General features: G+C 71.6%; 15 protein-coding genes and 2 pseudogenes. 7 read left to right on the plus strand and 10 right to left on the minus strand.

Features of this window, described 5'->3' with window-relative positions; genetic code table 11:
* The first annotated feature begins 144 nt into the window (after positions 1 to 144).
* Positions 145 to 1,734, plus strand: a complete 1,590-nt coding sequence (gene serA / locus M2163_RS33535; protein ID WP_123763262.1) for a phosphoglycerate dehydrogenase — start codon at positions 145 to 147, stop codon at positions 1,732 to 1,734.
* A 66-nt stretch (positions 1,735 to 1,800) separates the two neighbouring features.
* Here the strand turns inward: serA and M2163_RS33540 are convergent, their stop codons facing one another.
* On the minus strand, positions 1,801 to 3,330 hold the full coding sequence (locus M2163_RS33540) for an MFS transporter (protein WP_280895823.1): 1,530 nt from the start codon (positions 3,328 to 3,330) through the stop codon (positions 1,801 to 1,803).
* A gap of 76 nt (positions 3,331 to 3,406) precedes the next feature.
* Here M2163_RS33540 and M2163_RS33545 point away from each other — a divergent pair, with 76 nt between their 5' ends.
* The gene (locus tag M2163_RS33545; protein ID WP_280849148.1) at positions 3,407 to 3,979 is read left to right on the plus strand and encodes a TetR/AcrR family transcriptional regulator; all 573 of its coding nucleotides are present in this window, start codon (positions 3,407 to 3,409) and stop codon (positions 3,977 to 3,979) included.
* Here the strand turns inward: M2163_RS33545 and M2163_RS33550 are convergent.
* The 6 genes and pseudogenes from M2163_RS33550 to M2163_RS33575 all read right to left on the minus strand — a co-directional run.
* The gene (locus tag M2163_RS33550; RefSeq protein ID WP_280849147.1) at positions 3,954 to 4,637 is read right to left on the minus strand and encodes a dipeptide/oligopeptide/nickel ABC transporter ATP-binding protein; all 684 of its coding nucleotides are present in this window, start codon (positions 4,635 to 4,637) and stop codon (positions 3,954 to 3,956) included. The two genes, M2163_RS33545 and M2163_RS33550, sit on opposite strands and share 26 nt — an antisense overlap.
* Entirely contained in the window at positions 4,634 to 5,554 is a 921-nt protein-coding gene (locus M2163_RS33555; RefSeq protein ID WP_280849146.1) for an ABC transporter ATP-binding protein, read from the minus strand. Before M2163_RS33555 ends, M2163_RS33550 begins: the two co-directional genes overlap by 4 nt.
* Positions 5,544 to 7,304 (minus strand): ABC transporter permease subunit, encoded by a 1,761-nt coding sequence (locus tag M2163_RS33560; RefSeq protein WP_280895824.1) that lies wholly within the window; start codon positions 7,302 to 7,304, stop codon positions 5,544 to 5,546. Before M2163_RS33560 ends, M2163_RS33555 begins: the two co-directional genes overlap by 11 nt.
* Entirely contained in the window at positions 7,301 to 8,785 is a 1,485-nt protein-coding gene (locus M2163_RS33565; RefSeq protein WP_280895825.1) for an ABC transporter substrate-binding protein, read from the minus strand. The genes M2163_RS33560 and M2163_RS33565 overlap by 4 nt, the downstream gene beginning before the upstream one ends.
* Before the next feature lie 200 nt (positions 8,786 to 8,985).
* Positions 8,986 to 9,393 (minus strand): annotated as a pseudogene (locus M2163_RS33570) (helix-turn-helix domain-containing protein); the annotation flags it as partial.
* A 792-nt stretch (positions 9,394 to 10,185) separates the two neighbouring features.
* A pseudogene (locus M2163_RS33575) lies at positions 10,186 to 10,941 on the minus strand (PucR family transcriptional regulator); the annotation flags it as partial.
* Between the two features lie 145 nt (positions 10,942 to 11,086).
* Between M2163_RS33575 and M2163_RS33580 the strand changes: the two are divergent.
* Positions 11,087 to 12,013 carry a proline dehydrogenase family protein gene (locus tag M2163_RS33580; RefSeq protein ID WP_280895826.1) on the plus strand — a complete coding sequence of 309 codons (927 nt, stop codon included), beginning with the start codon at positions 11,087 to 11,089 and terminating at the stop codon, positions 12,011 to 12,013.
* 39 nt (positions 12,014 to 12,052) lie between these two features.
* A complete protein-coding gene (gene pruA, locus M2163_RS33585) occupies positions 12,053 to 13,684 on the plus strand; it encodes an L-glutamate gamma-semialdehyde dehydrogenase (RefSeq protein WP_280895827.1) in 1,632 nt (543 codons plus the stop codon).
* Positions 13,685 to 13,741: 57 nt separating this feature from the next.
* On the opposite strand, the gene M2163_RS33590 is transcribed toward pruA, so the two are convergent.
* Positions 13,742 to 14,260: a hypothetical protein gene (locus M2163_RS33590; protein ID WP_280895828.1), complete on the minus strand. Its 519-nt coding sequence runs from the start codon at positions 14,258 to 14,260 to the stop codon at positions 13,742 to 13,744.
* A gap of 47 nt (positions 14,261 to 14,307) precedes the next feature.
* Positions 14,308 to 15,450 (minus strand): NUDIX hydrolase, encoded by a 1,143-nt coding sequence (locus tag M2163_RS46665; protein ID WP_348541372.1) that lies wholly within the window; start codon positions 15,448 to 15,450, stop codon positions 14,308 to 14,310.
* Positions 15,451 to 16,292: 842 nt separating this feature from the next.
* Here M2163_RS46665 and M2163_RS33600 point away from each other — a divergent pair.
* Positions 16,293 to 16,424: a hypothetical protein gene (locus M2163_RS33600; protein WP_020121043.1), complete on the plus strand. Its 132-nt coding sequence runs from the start codon at positions 16,293 to 16,295 to the stop codon at positions 16,422 to 16,424.
* Positions 16,425 to 16,476: 52 nt separating this feature from the next.
* On the opposite strand, the gene M2163_RS33605 is transcribed toward M2163_RS33600, so the two are convergent.
* Positions 16,477 to 18,027, minus strand: a complete 1,551-nt coding sequence (locus M2163_RS33605) for a metallophosphoesterase family protein (protein WP_280895829.1) — start codon at positions 18,025 to 18,027, stop codon at positions 16,477 to 16,479.
* Positions 18,028 to 18,170: 143 nt separating this feature from the next.
* On the opposite strand from M2163_RS33605, the gene M2163_RS33610 reads away from it, so the two are divergent.
* Entirely contained in the window at positions 18,171 to 19,247 is a 1,077-nt protein-coding gene (locus tag M2163_RS33610; RefSeq protein ID WP_053849346.1) for a 3-isopropylmalate dehydrogenase, read from the plus strand.
* Between the two features lie 255 nt (positions 19,248 to 19,502).
* On the plus strand, positions 19,503 to 20,591 hold the full coding sequence (locus tag M2163_RS33615) for a branched-chain amino acid aminotransferase (protein ID WP_280895830.1): 1,089 nt from the start codon (positions 19,503 to 19,505) through the stop codon (positions 20,589 to 20,591).
* Positions 20,592 to 20,691: the final 100 nt, after the last annotated feature.

Genomic DNA, 20,691 nt, shown 5'->3' on the forward strand with positions numbered 1-20,691 from the left:
CGTAAGACGACCTCTGCCGCGCCACTACACTGGCGCACAACATACGCGTCAGGCCCACAACGTCGTGCGTCTTCCACGCGGCTAGCCCCTCCACCGCCTGCGGCCGTCGGGACGGCCGTCCGCAATGGACTTGTGAGGACTCACGTGAGCTCGAAACCCGTCGTACTCATCGCTGAAGAGCTGTCGCCCGCGACCGTGGACGCGCTTGGCCCCGACTTCGAGATCCGGCACTGCAACGGAGCGGACCGAGCCGAACTGCTCCCGGCCATCGCCGATGTCGACGCGATCCTGATCCGCTCCGCCACCAAGGTGGACGCCGAGGCCATCGCCGCCGCGCACAAGCTGAAGGTCGTCGCACGAGCCGGCGTCGGCCTGGACAACGTCGACGTCTCCGCCGCCACCAAGGCCGGCGTGATGGTCGTCAACGCCCCCACCTCGAACATCGTGACCGCCGCCGAGCTGGCCTGCGGTCTCCTCGTCGCCACCGCCCGCCACATCCCGCAGGCCAACGCCGCGCTGAAGAACGGCGAGTGGAAGCGCAGCAAGTACACGGGCGTCGAGCTCGCCGAGAAGACCCTCGGTGTCGTGGGTCTGGGCCGCATCGGCGCCCTCGTCGCCCAGCGCATGTCGGGGTTCGGGATGAAGGTCGTCGCCTACGACCCCTACATCCAGCCCGCCCGTGCCGCCCAGATGGGCGTCAAGGTGCTGTCGCTCGACGAGCTGCTCGAGGTCTCCGACTTCATCACCGTCCACCTGCCGAAGACCCCCGAGACCGTCGGCCTCATCGGCGACGAGGCGCTGCGCAAGGTCAAGCCCAGCGTGCGGATCGTCAACGCGGCCCGTGGCGGGATCGTCGACGAGGAGGCGCTGTACTCCGCCCTCAAGGAGGGCCGGGTCGCCGGTGCCGGTCTCGACGTGTACGCGAAGGAGCCCTGCACGGACTCCCCGCTGTTCGAGTTCGACCAGGTCGTCGCCACCCCGCACCTCGGTGCCTCCACCGACGAGGCCCAGGAGAAGGCCGGTATCGCCGTCGCCCGTTCGGTGCGGCTCGCCCTCGCCGGTGAGCTCGTGCCCGACGCGGTGAACGTCCAGGGCGGCGTCATCGCCGAGGACGTCAAGCCGGGCCTGCCGCTCGCCGAGCGCCTCGGCCGGATCTTCACCGCGCTCGCCGGTGAGGTCGCGGTCCGCCTCGACGTCGAGGTGTACGGCGAGATCACCCAGCACGACGTGAAGGTGCTGGAGCTCAGCGCCCTCAAGGGTGTCTTCGAGGACGTCGTCGACGAGACGGTGTCGTACGTCAACGCCCCGCTGTTCGCGCAGGAGCGCGGTGTCGAGGTGCGGCTGACGACCAGCTCCGAGTCGGCCGACCACCGCAACGTCGTCACCGTGCGCGGCACGCTCGGCAGCGGCGAGGAGGTGTCGGTCTCCGGCACGCTGGCCGGACCGAAGCACCTCCAGAAGATCGTGGCCGTCGGCGAGTACGACGTGGACCTCGCCCTCGCCGACCACATGGTCGTCCTCAAGTACGAGGACCGTCCCGGTGTCGTCGGCACGGTCGGCCGGATCTTCGGTGAGGCCGGGATCAACATCGCCGGTATGCAGGTCTCGCGTGCGGTCGCCGGTGGTGAGGCGCTGGCGGTTCTCACGGTGGACGACACCGTGCCCGCGGGTGTGCTGACCGAGGTCGCGGAGGAGATCGGGGCCACCTCGGCTCGTGCGGTGAACCTGGTCTGAGGTTGCCGTGGGTTCTGGGGGCTGCCGCCCCCAGGCCCCCGCTTCGGCCCTGAAGGGGCCTCGTCCTCAAACGCCGGACGGGCTGAGGGAACTCGGCTCGTCCGGCGTCTTGCTGTGCACCGGGATGCGCCGCAGCGTCACCGCAGCCAAGCCCGCCGCCCCCACCAGCACGACCGCCCCCACGATCGCCGCCCCCCGCATTCCGTGGGTGAACGCCTCGCGGGCCGCCGTGGCCAGACCCGGCACCCGGTCCGCGAGCACCAGTGCACCGCCCAGCGTCTCGCGGGCCGCGTCCGGCGCCGTGGCCGGGATGTCGTGGCGGTAGATGGCCGTGCCGACGGAGCCGAGGAGCGCCATTCCGAGGGCGCCGCCGAACTCCGCGGCGGTCTCCAGCAGGGCGGACGCCGAGCCCGCCCGCTCCACGGGTGCACTGCTCAGGGCGAGATCCGTGATCAGGGAGATGACCACGACGATCCCGCAGGCCAGCACCGCGCAGGCGACCAGCACCAGCCAGAGGGAGTCGGTGCCCGCGAGGGCCAGCAGCGCGTAGCCGGCCGCGCCGGTCGCGAAGCCCGCGGTGACGACGGAGGCCCGGTTGACGCCCTTGTGGACCAGTGCCGTCGCCGCCGGGGCGGCCGCGCCGATCGGCACGGAGGGCAGCAGCGCCCACAGGGCCGCCTCCAGCGCGCTCTTGCCGAGCACCGACTGGAGGTACTGCGTGGTGAAGAAGGCCGAGCCCATCATGGCGAACGAGGAGATCAGGTTGAGCGCCACGGACGGGGCGAAGCCGCGGCCGCGGAACAGCGCCGGGTCGATCATCGGCGCGGCCGAGGTGCGCTGGCGGTGCACGAAGAGGGCCGCGAAGAGCAGGCCGACGGTGATCGAGACGACGTAGCGGACCTCGAAGCCCTCGGACGGGATCTCCTTCAGACCGTAGACGACGGGCAGGACGGCGGCCATCGACAGCGGGACGCTCGGCCAGTCGAAGCGGCCGGGGGCGGGGTCCTTCGACTCGGGGAGCAGGAACGGGCCGAGGACCAGCAGCAGGGCCATCGCGGGCAGGTTGACCAGGAAGATCGAGCCCCACCAGAAGTACTCGACGAGCACTCCGCTCATCACCGAGCCGAGCGCGATGCCGGCCGTCATCACGCCGGACCACATGCCGATCGCCCTGGCCCGCTGGCCGGAGTCGGTGAACATCGTGCGGATCAGCGCCATCGTCGACGGCATCAGGGTCGCGCCGCCGATGCCGAGCACCGCGCGGGCCGCGATCAGCATCTCGGCGCTGTGCGCGTAGGCCGCCGCGAGGGAGGCCGTGCCGAAGGCGACCGCGCCGATCAGCAGCAGCCTGCGGCGGCCGATGCGGTCGCCGAGGGAGCCCATCGTCATCAGGAGGCCGGCCAGGACGAAGGCGTAGATGTCGAAGATCCACAGTTGCTGGGTGCCGCTCGGTTCCAGGTCCGCGCTGATCGCCGGGATCGCGAAGTAGAGGACGGAGACGTCCATCGAGACCAGGAGCAGCGGAAGCATCAGGACGCCGAGGGCGGTCCATTCGCGGCGGCCGGCCAGAGCACCGGCGGGAGTCGGGTTCGTCATGCCGGTGACTGTACGGGCGTCTTAAACGCTTGTCTATGACGCTTGTATAAATCGCTTGTCTAGATAGGCTGGGTGCATGGGACATCGCGAGGATCTGCTCGAAGGCGCCAAGCGCTGCCTGCTGGAGAAGGGGTTCCTGCGGACGACCGCGCGGGACATCGTCAAGGAGTCGGGGACGAACCTGGCGTCGATCGGCTATCACTACGGGTCGAAGGACGCGCTGCTGGGGCAGGCGTACATCGCGCTGGTGGAGGACCTCTCCTTCGAGGGAGGTACCGGGTTCACCACCGCGCCCGGCTCGCTGGAGCGCTTCCGGGAGGTGTGGGCGAACATCGTCGACACCATGCGGGGGCCCGGCTCGATGTGGCGGCTCAGCCTGGAGATCATGGGCATGGGCGACCAACTGCCGGAGGTCCGGGACCAGTTGGCCCGAGCGCAGCGCGAGGGTGGGCGTGGTCTGGTGTCCATGCTGATGGGCGTGGAGGAGGCGGAGGTGACGGACGAGACCGCCGACACCCTCGGGCGGTTCTATCTGGCGCTGATGACCGGACTGATCGGCCAGTGGGCCTTCGACCCGAAGAGCGCCCCTGACGCGGACACGCTCACCGAGGGCCTGCGGCAGGTCATCGAGGCCGCCACGCGCGCGTGATCCGCCCTTCGCGCATCTCCAGCACCCGGTCCGCGACATGCCGTACGACGGCCCGGTCGTGGCAGACGAACAGGTACCCGAGGCCCAGTTCGTCCTGGAGGTCGGCGAGCAGGTTGAGGATGCCGGCCCGGACGGAGGGGTCCAGCGCCGACACCGGCTCGTCCAGCACCAGCAGCCTCGGCTCGCATGCCAACGCCCGTGCTATGCCCACGCGTTGGCACTGGCCGCCGGAGAGCTCGTGCGGGCGGCGGTCACCGTACGACGGGTCCAGGCCGACCCGGTCGAGGAGTTCGGCGATCTGGGCGCCCGTGGGCCTTCGCCCCTTGATCCGCAGCGGTTCCGCGACCGCGTCCCGGATGCGGTGGCGGGGGTTGAGGGAGCCGTAGGGGTCCTGGAACACCGGCTGCATCCGGGGGCGGAGGGGCCGGAGCGCGCGGTCGGTCAGGGTGGTCAGCTCCCTTCCCTCGAAGCGGACTTCACCGCTCGCCGGGCGGCGCAGCTGGAGCACGGCGTGGACGGTGGAGGACTTGCCGCAGCCGCTCGGGCCGTCGAGGGCGAGGGTCTCGCCGCGCGACAGGGTGAAGGACACGTGATCCACGGCGGTGGCCGTGCCGTATCGCACGACCAGGTCGCGGACGTCGAGAAGGGGTGTGCTCATGTCGTCTCCCCGTAGTGGCAGGCGACCAGCCGGTCGTCCAACGGCCGTGGCTGCGGTTCCCGTTGGTGGCACACGTCCGTCGCCAGCCGGCAGCGTGGGGCGAAGGCGCAGCCCGGGGGGAGGGCGTCCGGGGCCGGGGGCGAGCCGGGCAGGGCGACGAGCCGGCGCCGCCGGGCCTGCTGCGGCAGGGACGCGAGCAGGCCCGCGGTGTACGGGGCCCGGGGGTGCGCGAGGACCTCGCGTGCGGGGCCCGACTCCACCGCCCGGCCCGCGTACATCACCAGCACCCGGTGCGCGTGCCGCCGTACCGCGTCCATGTCGTGGGTGACCAGCACCAGTGCCGTGCCCCTCGACTCCCGCTGTTCGGTAAGAAGCCCGAGCACCAGCTCTCGGTGGTCGGTGTCGAGGGCGGTGGTGGGCTCGTCGGCGACCAGGATGTCCGGCTCGTTGATCGTGGCCATCGCGACCACCACCCGCTGACGCATGCCGCCGGAGAACTCGTGGGGGTGGGCTCGGGCCCGGCGGGCCGCGTCGGCGATGCCCACCCGGTCCAGCGCGGCCACCGCGAGGGCGTGTGCCTCACGGCGGCCCACGCGGCGCACCGACCGTACGGCGGCGGCGAGTTGGGCGCCGACCGGGTGGACGGGGGACAGGGCCGACAGGGCGTCCTGCGGGACCAGGGCGATCCGGCGGCCCCGCGCACCCGACAGGTCGGGGACGACCGTGCCCGTCGCCGTGGCCTCCCGCGGCAGCATGCCCAGCAGCGCCCGTGCCGTCAGACTCTTGCCCGCGCCCGACTCGCCCACCAGCGCGAACACCTCGCGCGCCCGGACGTCGAACGACACCCCGCGCACCGCCTCCACCCCGTGGAAGCCGATCCGCAGGTCGCGGACGGACAGCAGCACCTCAGACTCCAACTTCGGCCTCCTGACGTGTCCTTGCGAAGCCCCGCCCCCGGGAGCCCCGCGCTTGGAAGCCCCGCCCCTGGGTGTACGACGCCCCCGACACCGCGAGCCCGGCCAGCAGGGCGAGGGCCACGGCCGGGGCGAGGGCGGCCCACGGGGCGCGTTCGACGTAGGCCCGGGACTCGTCGAGGAGCAGACCCCACTCGGGGGCGGGCGGCTGGGCGCCCAGGCCGAGGAAGCCCAGGGAAGCGAGGGCCAGGGCGATCCCCGGCAGCCGCAGGAGGGCGTGACGGGCCACCGGGGCGGCCACCGAGGGCAGTACGTGCCGGGTCAGGATCCACCACGGCGGTGCGCCGATGGCCCGTTGCGCGGTGAGGAAGGCGGAGGCCCGTACCTCCTGCACGAGGGCCGCCGCGTGGGCGGACAGGGCGGGCCAGGAGATCAGGGCGACCGCGAGGGCCGCGCCGCCGGTGCCGGGGCCGGTCGCGGCGGCGACCAGGATGCCGACGATCACCGGCGGCAGGGCGTTGGCGATGTCCGAGGCGCCCGCCGCGACGCCGGGCAGGAAGCCCAGAGCGAGGGCCGTTACCAGGCCGGTCAGGCAGATCGCGGCCGCCGTGCCGACCGTCGAGGCGGCGCCGTGCCCGAGCCGGGCGAGCACGTCACGGCCGAGCGCGTCGGTGCCGAGCGGATGCGCCCAGGACGGGGCGGCGAGGCGGACGGCCGTGTCCACGCTGTACGGATCGCGCAGCAGGCCCCAGCCGACGGTCACGGCCAGGACCGTGAACAGCGCGGCCGGGACGCCCGGGTGGGTACGGACCGGTCGGGGCGGGGGCAGGGTGAGACCGGCGTCGCGCAGCGCCGGGCCCAGCAGGCGGCGCCGGGCGAACGCCGCCGCGGCTCCCGCGACCAGGCCGAGGAGCAGCAGGGCCAGCACCGAGCCCTGGAGCAGCGGCAGGTCCTGCGAGCGGGCCGCGCCGAGGGCCGTGCGCCCGATGCCGGGCACCGCGAACACCAGCTCCACGGCCACCGCGCCGCCCGCGAGACCGACAGCGGCCATGCCGAACTGCGGTACCAGCGGCGGCAGTACGCGCTTGAGGGCGGCCCCCGAGATCCTCGTACGGCGCACTCCCGCGCCCCGCCACAGCTCCACCCAGCGTTCGTCGAGCACGGCGGGCAGGGCATCCGCGACCAGCCGTCCGAGCAGCCCGCCCGCGGGCACGCCGAGGGCGAGGGCGGGCAGCACCAGATGGGCCGGACCCGCCCAGCCGGACGTCGGCAGCCATCCGAGCCACACCCCGAACACCAGCAGGGCGACGGTGGCCAGCAGGAACTCGGGAACGGCGGCGAGCATGGCGGCGAAGGCACCGGCCGACCCGCGCCCCCGTACGAGCACCGGCGCCACCAGCGCGGCGGCCAGCAGCACCGCCACGCCGAGCGCCGCGCCCATCAGAGCCAGCGACACCTGGAGCCCGGCGAGGACGGAGGGCAGGACGTCGTGGCCCGACACCCAGGAGGTGCCGAGGTCGCCGTGCAGCAGGTCCGACGCCCAGCGTCCCAGCAGGTGAAGGGGACCGGCGTCCAGGCCGAGGTCCTCGCGGATCGCGGTCAGGGCCTCCTCGGTGGCCTCCTGCTCGGCCGACCGGGCCCGCAGCACGGTGAGCGCGGGGTCCCGGTGGGAGAGCCAGGGCAGCAGGCCCACGGCGGCGACGACCGCGGCAAGGCCGAGGATCCGGGTCGACCCGGCGGACGTGGGCCTCACCTGACGTAGGTGCTAGCCGTGACCAGCTCCCGCTCGCGCGGGTCGTGCGCGGCGCCCACGACACCGGCGGCGTCACCCTGGATCACCCGCTCGTGCAGCAGCGGGACGGCCGCGTCCTGGGCGAGTACGGCGGCCTCGGCCGCGACGACCGCCCGGCGGCGGGCGTCGCCGACGGGGGTGTCGGCGGCCTTCTCCAGGGCCGCGTCGGCCGCCCGGTCGGAGAAGTGCGAGAGGTTGAAGGTGCCCTCGGAGGCGAAGTCGCTGTAGAGGTAGGCGGCCGGGTCGCCGGAGTCGAGGACGGTGGCGCGGGAGAGGACGAACGCGTCGAACTCACCCGCGAGCGCGTCGGATTCGATGTTCGCGTACTCGCGGACGTCCAGCTTCACCTCGAACCCGGCCTTCTGGAGCTGCTGTTGCAGCGCCGCCGCGACCTCGGGCATCTCGGTGCGATCGGTGTAGGTGCCGATGGTGATCTCCGCGCCCCGCGGACCGCCCGCCTCGGCGCGCCGGACGGGGGAGCGCAGTTCGGCGGCCCAGGGCAGCGCCGGCCCGAGCAGCCCCTCGGCGACGTCCGCCCGCCCCTCGTACACGCCCTCGACCAGAGCACCGGCGTCGATCGCCTCGCGGGCGGCGGCGCGCAGCGAGGCGTCCTTGAAGGCGCCCTTGCCGGTGTTCAGGTACAGCGTGTTGGTGCGCGGCATGGGGACCTCGGTGATCAGGTCCTGGTCGAGGACGGCGGCCTGCGAGACCGGGACCGCCTCGACGATGTCGGCCTCGCCGCTGCGCAGGGCGGCCGCGCGGGCGGTGCCGTCGGGTACGAACTGCACGTCGATGCCGGGGGACTTGGCCTTGGCGCCCCAGTAGCCGTCGTAGCGGTCGAGGGTGGCGGAGGAGGTGCCGTTCACCTTCGTCAGCTCGAAGGGTCCGGTGCCGGCGCCGACCGGGTTCACGGTCTTGCCGGTGTACGCGCGCGCGGCGAGGACCGACAGCTGGGGGGAGCTGAGCCGCTGCGGGACCAGTGGGTCCTCGTGGGCGGTGGTCACGCTGACGGTGTCGGCGTCCACGGCCTTCGCCGTCAGCTGGACGCCGTCCAGGATGCGGGGCTTGGGGGCGGCGGTGGCGGCTCTGGTCAGGGACCGTACGACCGTCTCGGCGTCGAGCTTCGTGCCGTCGTGGAAGGTGACGCCGTCGCGTATCTCGAAGGTCCAGGTACGACCCGACTGCTGCCACTCGGTGGCGAGGGCGGGTTCGGCGTCACCGTCCGCGTCGAGCTTGACCAGGGTCTCGGCGGTCGACCAGCGCGACAGCTTGAACGCGTCGTCGGTCAGGGGCGACAGGCCGGAGCGCGGGGGCTGCATCATCGCGACGCGGACGCGCTTGCCGGTGCCGTCGCCCCCGGCGGAGGCGCCCGAGAAGCAGCCGGTGAGCAGCAGGGTGGACGCCAGGGCGGCGGGGAGCAGATGGCGGGCAGGCAGGCGCACGGGACCCTCCGGGCAAAGGGGTGGTCAAGAGAGTGAGGTGCGCTGACCGTAGCATGATGACAATCATTTTCAATAATTATCGACGGTCCGGGGCGGGAGGGCGTGGGATCCCCGGCCGGGAGGGTCAGGTGCCGGGTCGCGGTCGCGTGACGGAGGGTGGGGCGGTGTCCGTGGTGCTGCGCGCAGACGGAGCAACCCGCCTAGAGTCGCGCCGCCTTGAGTGCCATGTGCAGCAGCAGTCTGTCCTCGCCGTCGTCCAGGTCCAGGCCGGTGAGCTGTTCGACGCGGGAGAGGCGGTAGTAGAGGGTCTGGCGGTGGATGCCCAACTCCGCGGCGGTGCGCCCCGCCTGGCCCGCGCAGTCCAGGTAGACCTCGGCGGTGCGGGCGAGTTCGCGGTGGGCGGGGGCGAGGAGCGGGCGTACGACGGGGTCGTGGGCCGTCTCCGGGGGCAGCGCGGTCAGCAGACGGTACGGGCCGATACGGGACCACTCCGCGACCGGACCGAACCCCGGTTCCGCGAGGGCCGCCCGAGCCGCGTCCGACGCCTCCTGCCAGGCGGGGGCGAGCTCGGCGAGGGACAGACGGGGCACGGCGATCCCGGCGGCGACGGTCGGCGGGGCCGCCGCGGGGTCCTTCGCCGGGCGGCCCGGAGTACCGTGCACCGGCAGATCGCCGCCGCTTCGGTTGCCGCGGCTCCGGGTGTCGCCGGGTCCGCCGCCCTCCTTCTCCGCGGACGTCGATCGCCCGCCGTCGCCCGAGCCCGGCCTGCCTGTGCCGGAGCCGGGTGCGCCCGGCCTGCCGGTGCCTGACCTGCCCGCGCCCGATCCGCCTGCGCCCTGCCCGTCCGCGCCCGAGCCATCCGTGCCCGGCCTGCCGGTGTCTGACCTGCCCGTGCCCGACCCGCCCGTGTCTGACCTGACCGTGCCCGATCCGCCTGTGCCCTGCCCGTCCACACCTGATCCGCCCGTGCCCGGCCCGCCTGTGCCGGAGCTGCCTGTGTCTGTCCTGCCCGAGTCCGATCCGCCTGTGCCCTGCCCATCCGCGCCCGAGCCGCCCGTGCCCGACCTGCCTGTGCCGGAGCCACCTGTGCCCGGCCTGCCTGTGCCCTGCCCGTCCGCGCCCGAGCCGCCCGTGCCCGAGCCGCCCGTGCCCGAGCCCGATCCCCCCGATCTGCTCGCGCCCGACCTGCTCGCGCCCGACCCGCCTGTACTCGGCCCGCCCGACCTTCCCGTGCCCGGCCCGCCGCCGCTCCCCGGCCCGCCCGCACTCGGCCCGCTGCCGCTCCCCGGCCCGCCCGTGCTCGTCTCGCCGCCGCTCCCCGTCCCACCGTAGGCGCCGCCGCCATACGCACCGCCGCCATACGCACCGCCGCCATACGCACCCCCGCCCCCCTCCACATCCCGCGCCCGCTCCAGCAGTCGGCCCGCCGCCGAGCTCGCCGGGGTCAGGGTGTCCGTCGCCCGGAGGCGGACCAGCGCCGCCAGTGACTGGGCCGAAGGGCCCCACGGCACCGTGCACAGGGCCGTCGCGTGCGGGACCGTACGGGCCGACGGGGCGTCGTCCGGGTCGGCGGACGGCCACGGGGCGACGCACACCACGGCGTACGGGCCGTCGCCGCGGGGACCCAGTGCCGTGCGCAGGGCCGCCACCGCCATGTCGGCCTGCCAGCCGCGCTCGGCGGTCAGCACCGCCCGCAGCTCCCGGCTCAGGTCGGCCCCGTGCTGCGCCTCGTCCGCGAGCAGCGCGCCGATCCGGGCCGTCACCCGCATGGCCGCGTCCAGTTGCGGGTCGGTAGGGCCGGGGTCGGAGTCCAGGAGCCAGACGTAACCGAGGACGACCCCCCGATGCCGTACGGGCAGGCAGATCCGCCCCCGGTACACCCCCGCCTCCGGGGTCGGCGGAATCCGCACCGGCGCGCTCGCCCGCGTGATGCCGAAGCCCTCGAACCACGTGCGGACGGCGGCCGTCGAGCGCCGGGTCAGGATCGAGCGGGTGCGAACGGGGTCCAGTGCCGACGGATCGAGGTCGCCCTCACTGTCGTACACACCGAAGGCGATCAGCTCGAAGTCGCGGTTCTCCAAGGTCGCCGGGACGCCCAGGAGCTCCGAGATCTCGTCGACCAGCTCCTGGTAGTCCCCTTTGTAGTCCCCAGTCACTCGGGCATTCTCGCGCAAAAGCACCGCGCTTCATACATCTGTCTGAGATCTGCGGCACGGATGCGTGACAGCTGTCGATGGTCGACGATCGGAGGGATCCTTAGGTTTCACGGTGGTTCTATCTGCTGGTCTGTGGAGGTGCCCCGTGCTGGGTCCCGTGATTCTTGCCGCGTCGCGAAGCGACCGGATGCGACGTCTGATCTCGGCGGCCCCGGTGACCAAGCAGGTCGTCGACCGCTTCATCCCGGGTGAGAGCGTCGACGACGTGGTGCCGATCATCGAGGAGCTCACCGGCCGCGGACTGGAACTGACGATGGACGTCGTCGGCGAGGACATCACCACGCCCGAGCAGGCCGGCGCCGCCCGGGACGCCTACCTGGAGCTGATCGACCGGCTGCGCGACCTCGGTCTCGGCGAACGGGTGGAGATGTCCGTCAAGCTGTCCATGTTCGGCCAGGCGCTCGACGGCGGCCACGAGCTCGCGCTCGCCAACGTCCGGCCGGTCGTCGAGGCCGCCGCCGCCATCGGGACGACCGTCACGCTCGACGCCGAGGACCACACCACCCTCGACTCGATGTTCGCCATCCACGAGGAGCTGCGGAAGGACTTCCCGCAGACCGGCTGTGTGATCCAGGCCTACCTCTTCCGCACCGAGGCCGACGCCCGCAGGCTCGCCGAGGCAGGCAGCCGGGTGCGGCTGGTGAAGGGCGCGTACAAGGAGCCCGCGGAGGTCGCCTACCAGCAGAAGCACGAGATCGACAAGGCGTACGTCCGGGTCCTGCGCATCCTCATGGAGGGCGAGGGATACCCGATGGTCGGCTCCCACGACCCGCGACTGATCTCCATCGCGCAGGAACTCGCCCGCCAGGCGGGCCGCAAGCCGGACGAGTACGAGTTCCAGATGCTCTACGGCATCCGCGGCGACGAGCACCTGCGCCTGGCCGCCGAGGGCCACCGCATGCGCGTCTACACCGCCTACGGCACCGACTGGTACGGCTACTTCATGCGGCGGCTCGCGGAGAAGCCGGCGAACCTGCGCTTCTTCGTCCGCAGCATGATCAGCAAGGGCTGAGCCCGAACACCCGCTCAAGTTCAAGGAGTTACGGATCTCATGGACGCTGTGACCCAGGTCCCCACCCCCGTCAACGAGCCGGTGCACGGCTACGCCCCGGGCTCGCCCGAGCGGGCCCGGCTGGAGGCCAAGCTCAAGGAGCTGGCCGACAACCCGGTCGACCTGCCGATGACCATCGGCGGCGAGAAGCGGCTGGGCGGCGGCGAGCCCTTCCAGGTGGTGCAGCCGCACAACCACAAGGCCGTCCTCGGCACCCTCCGCAACGCCACCCAGCAGGACGCCCGGGACGCCATCGACGCGGCCCTCGCCGCCGCGCCCGCCTGGCGCACGATGTCCTTCGACGACCGTGCCGCGATCATCCTGCGCGCCGCCGAACTGCTCTCCGGTCCCTGGCGCGAGACGCTGGCCGCCTCCACCATGCTCGGCCAGTCCAAGACCGCCCAGCAGGCCGAGATCGACACGCCCTGCGAGCTCGTCGACTTCTGGCGCTTCAACGTCAAGTACGCGCGTGACCTGCTCGCCGAGCAGCCCCCGGCCAACGCCCCGGGCGTCTGGAACCGCCTGGACCACCGCCCGCTGGAGGGCTTCGTCTACGCGATCACGCCGTTCAACTTCACGGCGATCGCGGGCAACCTGCCCACCGCGCCCGCCCTCATGGGCAACGTGGTGGTCTGGAAGCCGTCCCCGACGCAGACCCACGCGGCCGTCCTCCTTATGCAGCTGCTGGAGGAGGCGGGCCTGCCCAAGGGCGTCATCAACCTCGTCACCGGCGACGGCATCGAGGTGTCCAAGGTCGCCCTGGAGCACCGCGACCTCGCGGGCATCCACTTCACCGGGTCCACCAGGACCTTCCAGCACCTGTGGAAGACGGTCGGCGCCAACATCGAGAAGTACCGCACCTACCCGCGCCTGGTCGGCGAGACCGGCGGCAAGGACTTCGTCGTCGCCCACCCCTCGGCCGACCGCGCGATCCTCAAGACCGCCCTGACCCGCGGCGCCTTCGAGTACCAGGGCCAGAAGTGCTCGGCGACCTCCCGGGCCTACATCCCCGCCTCGATCTGGAACAGCGGCTTCCGCGAGGAGTTCGCCGCCGAGGTCGACGGCATCCGCATGGGTGACGTCACCGACCTGTCCAACTTCATCGGCGCGGTCATCGACGAGCGGGCCTTCGCCAAGAACAAGGCCGCCATCGACCGCGCGAAGTCGGACCCCACCTGCACGATCGTCGCGGGCGGCACCTACGACGACTCGGTCGGCTGGTTCGTCCGCCCGACCGTCGTCGAGTGCACGGACCCGGAGAACGAGGTCTTCACCACCGAGTACTTCGGCCCCTTCCTCGCGGTGTACGTCTACGAGGACGAGAAGTACGAGGAGATGCTGACCCAGATGGAGTCGGCCTCCGACTACGCGCTGACGGGCTCGGTGATCTCCTCCGACCGCGCGGCCGCGGCGTACACGATGGAGAAGCTGCGCTACGCGGCCGGCAACTTCTACATCAACGACAAGTCGACCGGTGCCGTCGTCGGCCAGCAGCCCTTCGGCGGCGGCCGCGCCTCCGGCACCAACGACAAGGCCGGCGCCCCCCAGAACCTCCAGCGCTGGACCCTGACCCGCGCCATCAAGGAAACCCTGGTCCCGCCGACCGAGTACGGCTACCCGCACATGGGCTGACACCGGGCAAGCAGTCGAAGGGGCCGGGCTGTCGCCCGGCCCCTTCGTGCACGCTCGCTATTTGCGCGTCCGCTTCTCGATCAACCCCTGGACGACGACGATCGCGGCCCGCGCGGCCTCGAGTCTGATCCCCTGCATGCGGGCGAGAGTGAGGTAGCTCTCCAGCAGGGAATCGTCCACGGCGAGTTTGGCGGCGTAGTCCGGCGGCAGTACGTTCGCCCGGTACGCCTCCAGTTCCGCGACGATCACCCCGAACGGCAGCTTCGGGGAGCGCTGTTCGGCGATCCTGAGCTTGCTGACGAGATCGACCAACACAGGCAGTTCGGCTGTGACGCCCTCCACCGCAGTGGTGAGCGACAGCCGGTCCAGCAGGATCCGCGTCTCGCTCGCCGTGTCGTAGCCGGGCTGGAGCCACTGGGCGAGTCGGTCGCGACGGCGGTGATTGACAGTGAGCCAGGTGCCGACAAGCAGTGCGGCCAGGGCGATCACCGCTGCCCACGACCAGGTGGAGGAGAGCCCGCCGCCGGCGGTGTCACCGGCTTTCGCCAGCAAGAGGGGTGAAACGCGGGGCGCCATGGTCGTCTCCTTCAGGTCGCCTCTTGCACGGGCCGGTGGAACGAGTTCTAGGAGGTGCGCGAGCCGCGCATCATCGGGGGGTACAGCACATGGGCCGGGCCCCGGCGGAACAGGGCGGGCGGCTTGCCTGGACCCGACCTGCGCACCTTGTTGGTCCTGACCACGAACCCGGTGGTCTCCTCCACCACCTTGCGGTGAAAGTTCCCCGGGTTGATCTCGACGCCCCATACGGCCTCGTAGACCTTGCGCAGATCGGTGATGGTGAAGAGGTCGTCGCAGAAGTCGGCCGCGACGGTCGTGTGTTCAAGCAGACTCCGGGCGTGTTCGAGCCCGTTCCGGAGAATTTTGCCGTGGTCGAAGCCGAGACGGCCGTCGTCGCCCCACAGCGATTCCTCGACCTCGAGCCAGTCCGCCCGGTACACGTCGGTCGCACCGGTGGCCTCAGGCAGGTTCGGGGTGATCGCCAGGAAGGCGGTTGAGACGACCCGGCCCCGGGGGTCCCGCTCCGGATGCGAGTAGGTGTGCAACTGCTTCAGCTGGATGCGGGGACCGCTCAGGCCGGTCTCCTCCCTGAGCTCTCGTCGCGCGGTGTCCTCCAGGGACTCCCCCGGTCGGACGAATCCGCCGGGGAGCGCCAGCTTCCAGCGGAACGGCTCCTTGCCGCGTCTGACGAGCAGGACGTTCAGCCGGTCTTCGCGGATGGTGAAGATGACTATGTCGGCCGTCAGTTGTGCGGCGACCCGTGGACGCCTGATCGGTGTGGGTCCCCGGTCGTTCCCGGCGATGATCCGTACCAGGCGGCGCGGGTCGACGACAGTGCCCTCGGCGATGTCGATGGGCAAGTCCTTCGGCGGCTCCGCGTAATACACGGGGAGGCCCCGTTCGTGTGCGCGTCCCAGTTCGTATGCGGTGGTGCGGCCGACGTACCCGCCGGGGTTCACGACGTACACCAGGTCCGAGGTGAAGATCTTCTCCAGGGTCGCTGCCTGGATGTCGTGGTCCGAGGACTCCGGAGGGTCGGACGCGAAGCGCACGAACTCGTGCCCGTGGTTGATGATCCGAGACATCGGCGGTGTCTTCACGGTCAGCCCGCCGTCCATGAAGACTCTGGCGGCCGCCAGGACCTCGGGGTAGTGCTGCCGAAAGCTCCCGATGAGCGCGATGGACGGCTGGAGCATGGGATTGCGCATAGCGGGACTGTGCCACCCTGGCGGCATCCCGGGCTAACTCCCGATAGCGCCGTCCTGACAAGAACCTCGGGGTCGTCCGAGGTGGGAGCCGGTTTCCTGGCAATGTGTCAGAACGAAAAGAACCAGGTCCGATTCAGGCCCCGGTTCAAGGAGATCCTCCTCCGGGAAGTGCGGTGGTGCGGTCAACGTGTTGTACTGGCCGACCGTACCGACAAGGCCCCGCCCGCGCGGTCCCGCAACGCCCCGGTCGTCGTGCCCAGATGCTCGCCGCCGACGTAGTCCACGATCACGTCGAGTCGCTCGGGGGCGGCCTTGGCCAAGACTTCGGTGACGGGGCCTCAGGAGGCGGGCCAAAAAACCCGCAGACGTGCCGACCTCGCCGGCCAGTGCCGAGACGGAAAGGTCGGTGTACGCCCTCGGGCCCCCAAGACTGGCGATCATGCCTGCGCTCTCGCTGCCCCGCGCCCTCGACGGGCATCGAGAGCGCGGACCTGGAGCCCGAGCGGCCCACTCCCCGGGTCGGTTATGTCACCACCCCGAGCTCGCATCCACCGGGGTCGTCCGAGCGCTTGTCCGGGAACTCAGGGCATCGGTGAAACCGCAGGTCAGCGGGGTGTGATCCACTCCACCGTCTCAGATAGTAGGAAGTCCGAGTAATTGTGGAGACAGACCGGCCCACCTCCCTTAGCTTTGTAGGAGCCGAACGTCTCGCTCGATCAAGCGAATGGCGGTCGTGAGCCGGGCCCCGCGCAGGCAACCCCTGCGGTCCGTCGCTCCCCGCCCCTTCCGGCGTCTCGTTGTCCCCTTGCCTGGTTCCCCGGCATCGAAGGAGTCGATTTCTCATGGCCGAGACGACCGCCCGCCGTCGAGTCCGTCACACCTCCCGTACGAGCGAGTCCGACCGCAAGAACGCCGCCGCAGCCCTGCAGCGCGCCCTCGACCGCCGTGACAACGGCGGCTCGACCGGTCACTGACCGGTCCCACCCAGCCGGGAGCCGCACCCGAACGAGGTGTGGCGCGGGCCCGTCAGGCCCCGCGCCGCACCTCGAAGTGGTCGATGCGCTCCCCGTTCTGCGCGAGCGCCGACACCGTCAGCCGCGGCCGCGCCCCGCTCTGCGCCTCCACCGAGAGCAGTGAGAACCCGCGGTAGCGCACTCGCGACCACTCCACCGTCTCCTTCCGGGGCTGCTGCGACCTCGTCCACCGGAAGGTCTCGACGGACTCGTGGTCGTGCACGCGCCCCTCGTAGCTCTCCTTCACCCCGACGGGGAAGCCGTACAGGTCACGCCCGCCCCCGCCGGCCGTGACGTACACGATCCCGTCCTTCGTCGGGTCGGTGGCGCCGCCGACCGGCACCGGCCGGCCGACCTCGCCGCCGCGGATCGCGTCCGTGCGCTCGTAGACGTGGTTGTGCCCGTTGATCACCAGGTCCACCCGGTGCTTCTCGAACAGCGGGAGCCACTCGGCGCGCACCCCGCCGTCGGAGGCGTGCGAGGACGTCGAGTACGCGCAGTGGTGGAAGTAGACGACCACGAAGTCGATCCCCGTCGCGGCCCGCAGCTCGCCGAGCCGCTTGTCCAGCCACCTCGTCTGCTTTCCGTCCGTGTAACCGAAGTTGGCGGGAATCTCGTGGGACACGTCGTTGGCGTCCAGCGCCACGACGCCGACGTTGCCGTAGGTGAAGGAGTACACGCCCGGCGCCGAGCGCGGGTCGAAGCCGCTCTGCGGGAGGGACCAGCGGGCGAGCTGGCCGCCGTAGCCGTCGGGGGAGTACCAGGCCTCCATGTCGTGGTTGCCGGTGGTGACCATCCACGGCACGCTCCGCGCGACCTCCTCGTTCTGCTTGAGGAACAGGTCCCAGAACCCCGGGTCGTAGCCGTCCGACGTCCGGCCCCGGCCGTTGGCGTCGGCGTAGCAGATGTCGCCGGCGTGCAGGTGGAAGGCGGGCTTCTGGCGCAGCAGGAGGTTGTCGTTGGCGGCCGCTGCGGTGCCGACCCCCTGGTCGCCGAAGGCCGTGAAGACGAACCGCTCCGGGCTCGCCGGGGCTGTGCGGAAGCTGGTGACGGTCGCGCGGTGGTCCGCGTCCGCCGGGTCGAAGCCGTCGTGGCCGACGCCGTAGTAGTACGTCGTGCCGGGGCGCAGTCCGTCCAGAGCCGCGTGCAGGTAGTACTGGTCGAGCGCGAGGCGTACGCCGGTCTGCCCGGGGGTGTGCAGGGCGCGGACCTCGGCCTCGATCCGGTGGCCCAGGTCGTCGGGCCGCAGGCCGACGCGGACGTAGGGCTTGCGGACCGCGAGCGGGACCTGCCACGAGATGCGCATCTGGGTCTTCGGGTCGGCGCCGAAGGCGAGATGGCGGCCGAAGGGGGCGACGGCGGAGCCGTGCACCGAGGTCGCGGGGGAGGGGCCGGCGGTGGACGACGCCCCGGTGGAGCAGCCCGTCAGCAGGCCGCTCGCCATGGCGCCCGCGGTCACCAGCGTCCGGCGGCGGGTCAGCTTCGTCCGCAGGTACTCGTGCTGCTCGGCCATGCTCATGCGGTGCGCGAGCCGGGGCGGAATGCCGAAGTCGGGGAGGTCCATGGCTGTGAAGTTCCCAGTGGACCTCAACGACCGCCATACCTGAGGGTGAACGCCGGCCGAAGGGCTGACGCCCACGGCACGCGCCGATGTCCGTATCGCGGACACGCGGTGTCATCCCATGGGACGAGGAGTAGGGTTCCGGCATGTCTCGCAGCATCAATCTCGCAGTGATTCCCGGTGACGGCATCGGCCAGGAGGTCGTGGCCGAAGGTCTGAAGGTCCTCTCCGCCGTCCTTCCGCAGGATGTGAAGCTGGAGACCAAGGACTTCGACTTCGGCGCCCGGCGGTACCACGCCACCGGTGAGACCCTCACCGACGCCGACCTCGACGCGCTGAAGAAGCACGACGCGATCCTGCTGGGCGCCATCGGCGACCCGTCGGTCCCGTCCGGTGTGCTGGAGCGCGGCTTCCTCCTCAAGCTCCGGTTCGCCTTCGACCACCACGTGAACCTGCGTCCCTCGAAGCTGCTCCCCGGCGTCGACACGCCCCTCAAGGGCGAGCCCGCCATCGACTTCGTCGTCGTCCGTGAGGGCACCGAGGGCCCCTACACCGGCAACGGCGGCACCATCCGCAAGGGCACCGAGCACGAGGTCGCCACCGAGGTCTCCGTGAACACGGCCTTCGGTGTCGAGCGCGTGGTCCGCGACGCCTTCGCCCGTGCCCAGGCCCGTCCGCGCAAGAAGCTCACGCTGGTCCACAAGAACAACGTGCTGACCTTCGCGGGCCACCTGTGGACGAACATCTTCAACAAGGTGGCCCAGGAGTTCCCCGAGGTCACCACCGACTACATCCACGTGGACGCGGCGACCATCTACCTGGTCACCGACCCCGCGCGCTTCGACGTGATCGTCACCGACAACCTCTTCGGCGACATCATCACCGACCTCGCCGCGGCCGTCTCCGGCGGCATCGGCGTCGCCGCCTCCGGGAACATCAACCCGAGCGGCGAGTTCCCGTCCATGTTCGAGCCCGTCCACGGCTCGGCCCCGGACATCGCAGGACAGGGCAAGGCCGACCCCACCGCCACGGTCCTGTCCGTCGCGCTGCTCCTGCGCCACCTCGGCTACGAGGCCGAGGCCGCCCGCATCGAGGAGGCGGTCTCCGCCGACCTCGCCGAGCGCCCCCATAGCCTTAAGGGCATGGGAGGTGCCCCCATCGGCAAGCCCGCCCGCAGCACCGCCGAGATCGGCGACGCGCTGGCCGTACGAGTAGCCGGCTGACCGGGCGGGCCACTCGAAAAGCATTCGAAGCCGCCGGGTCACTCGCACCCGGCGGCTTTCGCATGTCCCCCGCCGGGTGTCACCATCATCCCCTGGGTCGCATTTCACGCCGTTTCTTCCCCGGCTCCCCGCTTGCGATAATCGAACGCGGAGCCGCGGAATGAGGGAATGCTCGGACGTCCTAGCACTGGTCACTGACAGTAAAAGGGCGTGAGCGCGGCCCGTCACTACACAACCGGTGAAGGACAACCACTCATGACGACGCCCACGATCGAGCTCAAGCCCTCCGCCAGCCCGCTCTCCGCAGCCGAGCGCGAGGCGATCCTGGCCAGCCCCGGGTTCGGCCGCCACTTCACCGACCACATGGTGACGATCAAGTGGACCGAGGGGCGGGGCTGGCACGACGCGCAGCTCGTCCCGTACGGCCCGATCTCCCTCGACCCCTCCACCCACGTCCTGCACTACGGGCAGGAGATCTTCGAGGGCCTGAAGGCGTACCGGCAGGCCGACGGCTCGGTGGCCGTGTTCCGCCCGGAGGCCAACGCACGCCGCTTCCGCAACTCCGCCCGCCGGATGGCCATGGCCGAGCTGCCCGAGGAGCTGTTCATCGAGGCCCTGGACGCGCTGATCGGACAGGACGCCGACTGGGTCCCGCCGCACGGCGGCGAGGAGTCCCTCTACCTGCGGCCGTTCATGTTCGCCACGGAGGCCGCGCTCGGCGTCCACCCGGCCAACGAGTACCTCTTCATGCTGATCGCCTCCCCGTCCGGCGCGTACTTCGCCGGGGGCGTCAAGCCGGTCACCATCTGGGTCTCCGAGGACCACGTCCGCGCGGTCCCCGGCGGCACCGGCGACGCCAAGACCGGCGGCAACTACGCGGCCTCCCTCCTCCCGCAGGCCGAGGCCGCCGCCCACGGCTGCGACCAGGTCGTCTACCTCGACGCGGTGACCCGCACCAAGGTCGAGGAGTCCGGCTCCATGAACATCGCCTTCGTCTACGGCGACCGGATCGTCACGCCGGCGCTGACCGGCTCGATCCTCGAGGGCATCACCCGCGACTCCCTCCTCCAGGTCGCCCGCGACCTCGGCTACACCGCCGAGGAGGGTGTGATCACCCTCGACCAGTGGCGCGCCGACGCCGCCTCCGGCGCCCTCACCGAGGTCTTCGCCTGCGGCACCGCGGCCGTCGTCACGCCGATCGGCCACGTCAAGACGAAGACGGACGCCTGGGCCCACGGCGACGGCACGCCCGGCGAGGTCACCCAGAAGCTGCGCGAGGCGCTGCTCGGCATCCAGCGCGGGGTCCGGGAGGACAAGCACGGCTGGATGCACAGGCTGGGCTGAGCCCCGAGCCGTTCCGCTTCGGCCGGCCCCGGCCTCCGTCACGACGGAGCCGGGGCCGTTGCCATGTCCGGGTACCCGTCGGTTAGAGTGGCGCTCTAAA

Origin of the sequence: Streptomyces sp. SAI-135 (genome assembly GCF_029893805.1) — a bacterium.
Lineage (GTDB): Bacteria > Actinomycetota > Actinomycetes > Streptomycetales > Streptomycetaceae > Streptomyces.

Coding starts and splice junctions, on each gene's coding strand:
- M2163_RS33540 (WP_280895823.1), bottom strand. CDS start 3,330: ATGACGAACCCGACTCCCGCCGGTGCTCTGGCCGGCCGCCGCGAATGG.
- M2163_RS33545 (WP_280849148.1), top strand. CDS start 3,407: ATGGGACATCGCGAGGATCTGCTCGAAGGCGCCAAGCGCTGCCTGCTG.
- M2163_RS33550 (WP_280849147.1), bottom strand. CDS start 4,637: ATGAGCACACCCCTTCTCGACGTCCGCGACCTGGTCGTGCGATACGGC.
- pruA (WP_280895827.1), top strand. CDS start 12,053: ATGGACGCTGTGACCCAGGTCCCCACCCCCGTCAACGAGCCGGTGCAC.
- M2163_RS33590 (WP_280895828.1), bottom strand. CDS start 14,260: ATGGCGCCCCGCGTTTCACCCCTCTTGCTGGCGAAAGCCGGTGACACC.
- M2163_RS46665 (WP_348541372.1), bottom strand. CDS start 15,450: ATGCGCAATCCCATGCTCCAGCCGTCCATCGCGCTCATCGGGAGCTTT.
- M2163_RS33600 (WP_020121043.1), top strand. CDS start 16,293: ATGGCCGAGACGACCGCCCGCCGTCGAGTCCGTCACACCTCCCGTACG.
- M2163_RS33605 (WP_280895829.1), bottom strand. CDS start 18,027: ATGGACCTCCCCGACTTCGGCATTCCGCCCCGGCTCGCGCACCGCATG.
- M2163_RS33610 (WP_053849346.1), top strand. CDS start 18,171: ATGTCTCGCAGCATCAATCTCGCAGTGATTCCCGGTGACGGCATCGGC.
- M2163_RS33615 (WP_280895830.1), top strand. CDS start 19,503: ATGACGACGCCCACGATCGAGCTCAAGCCCTCCGCCAGCCCGCTCTCC.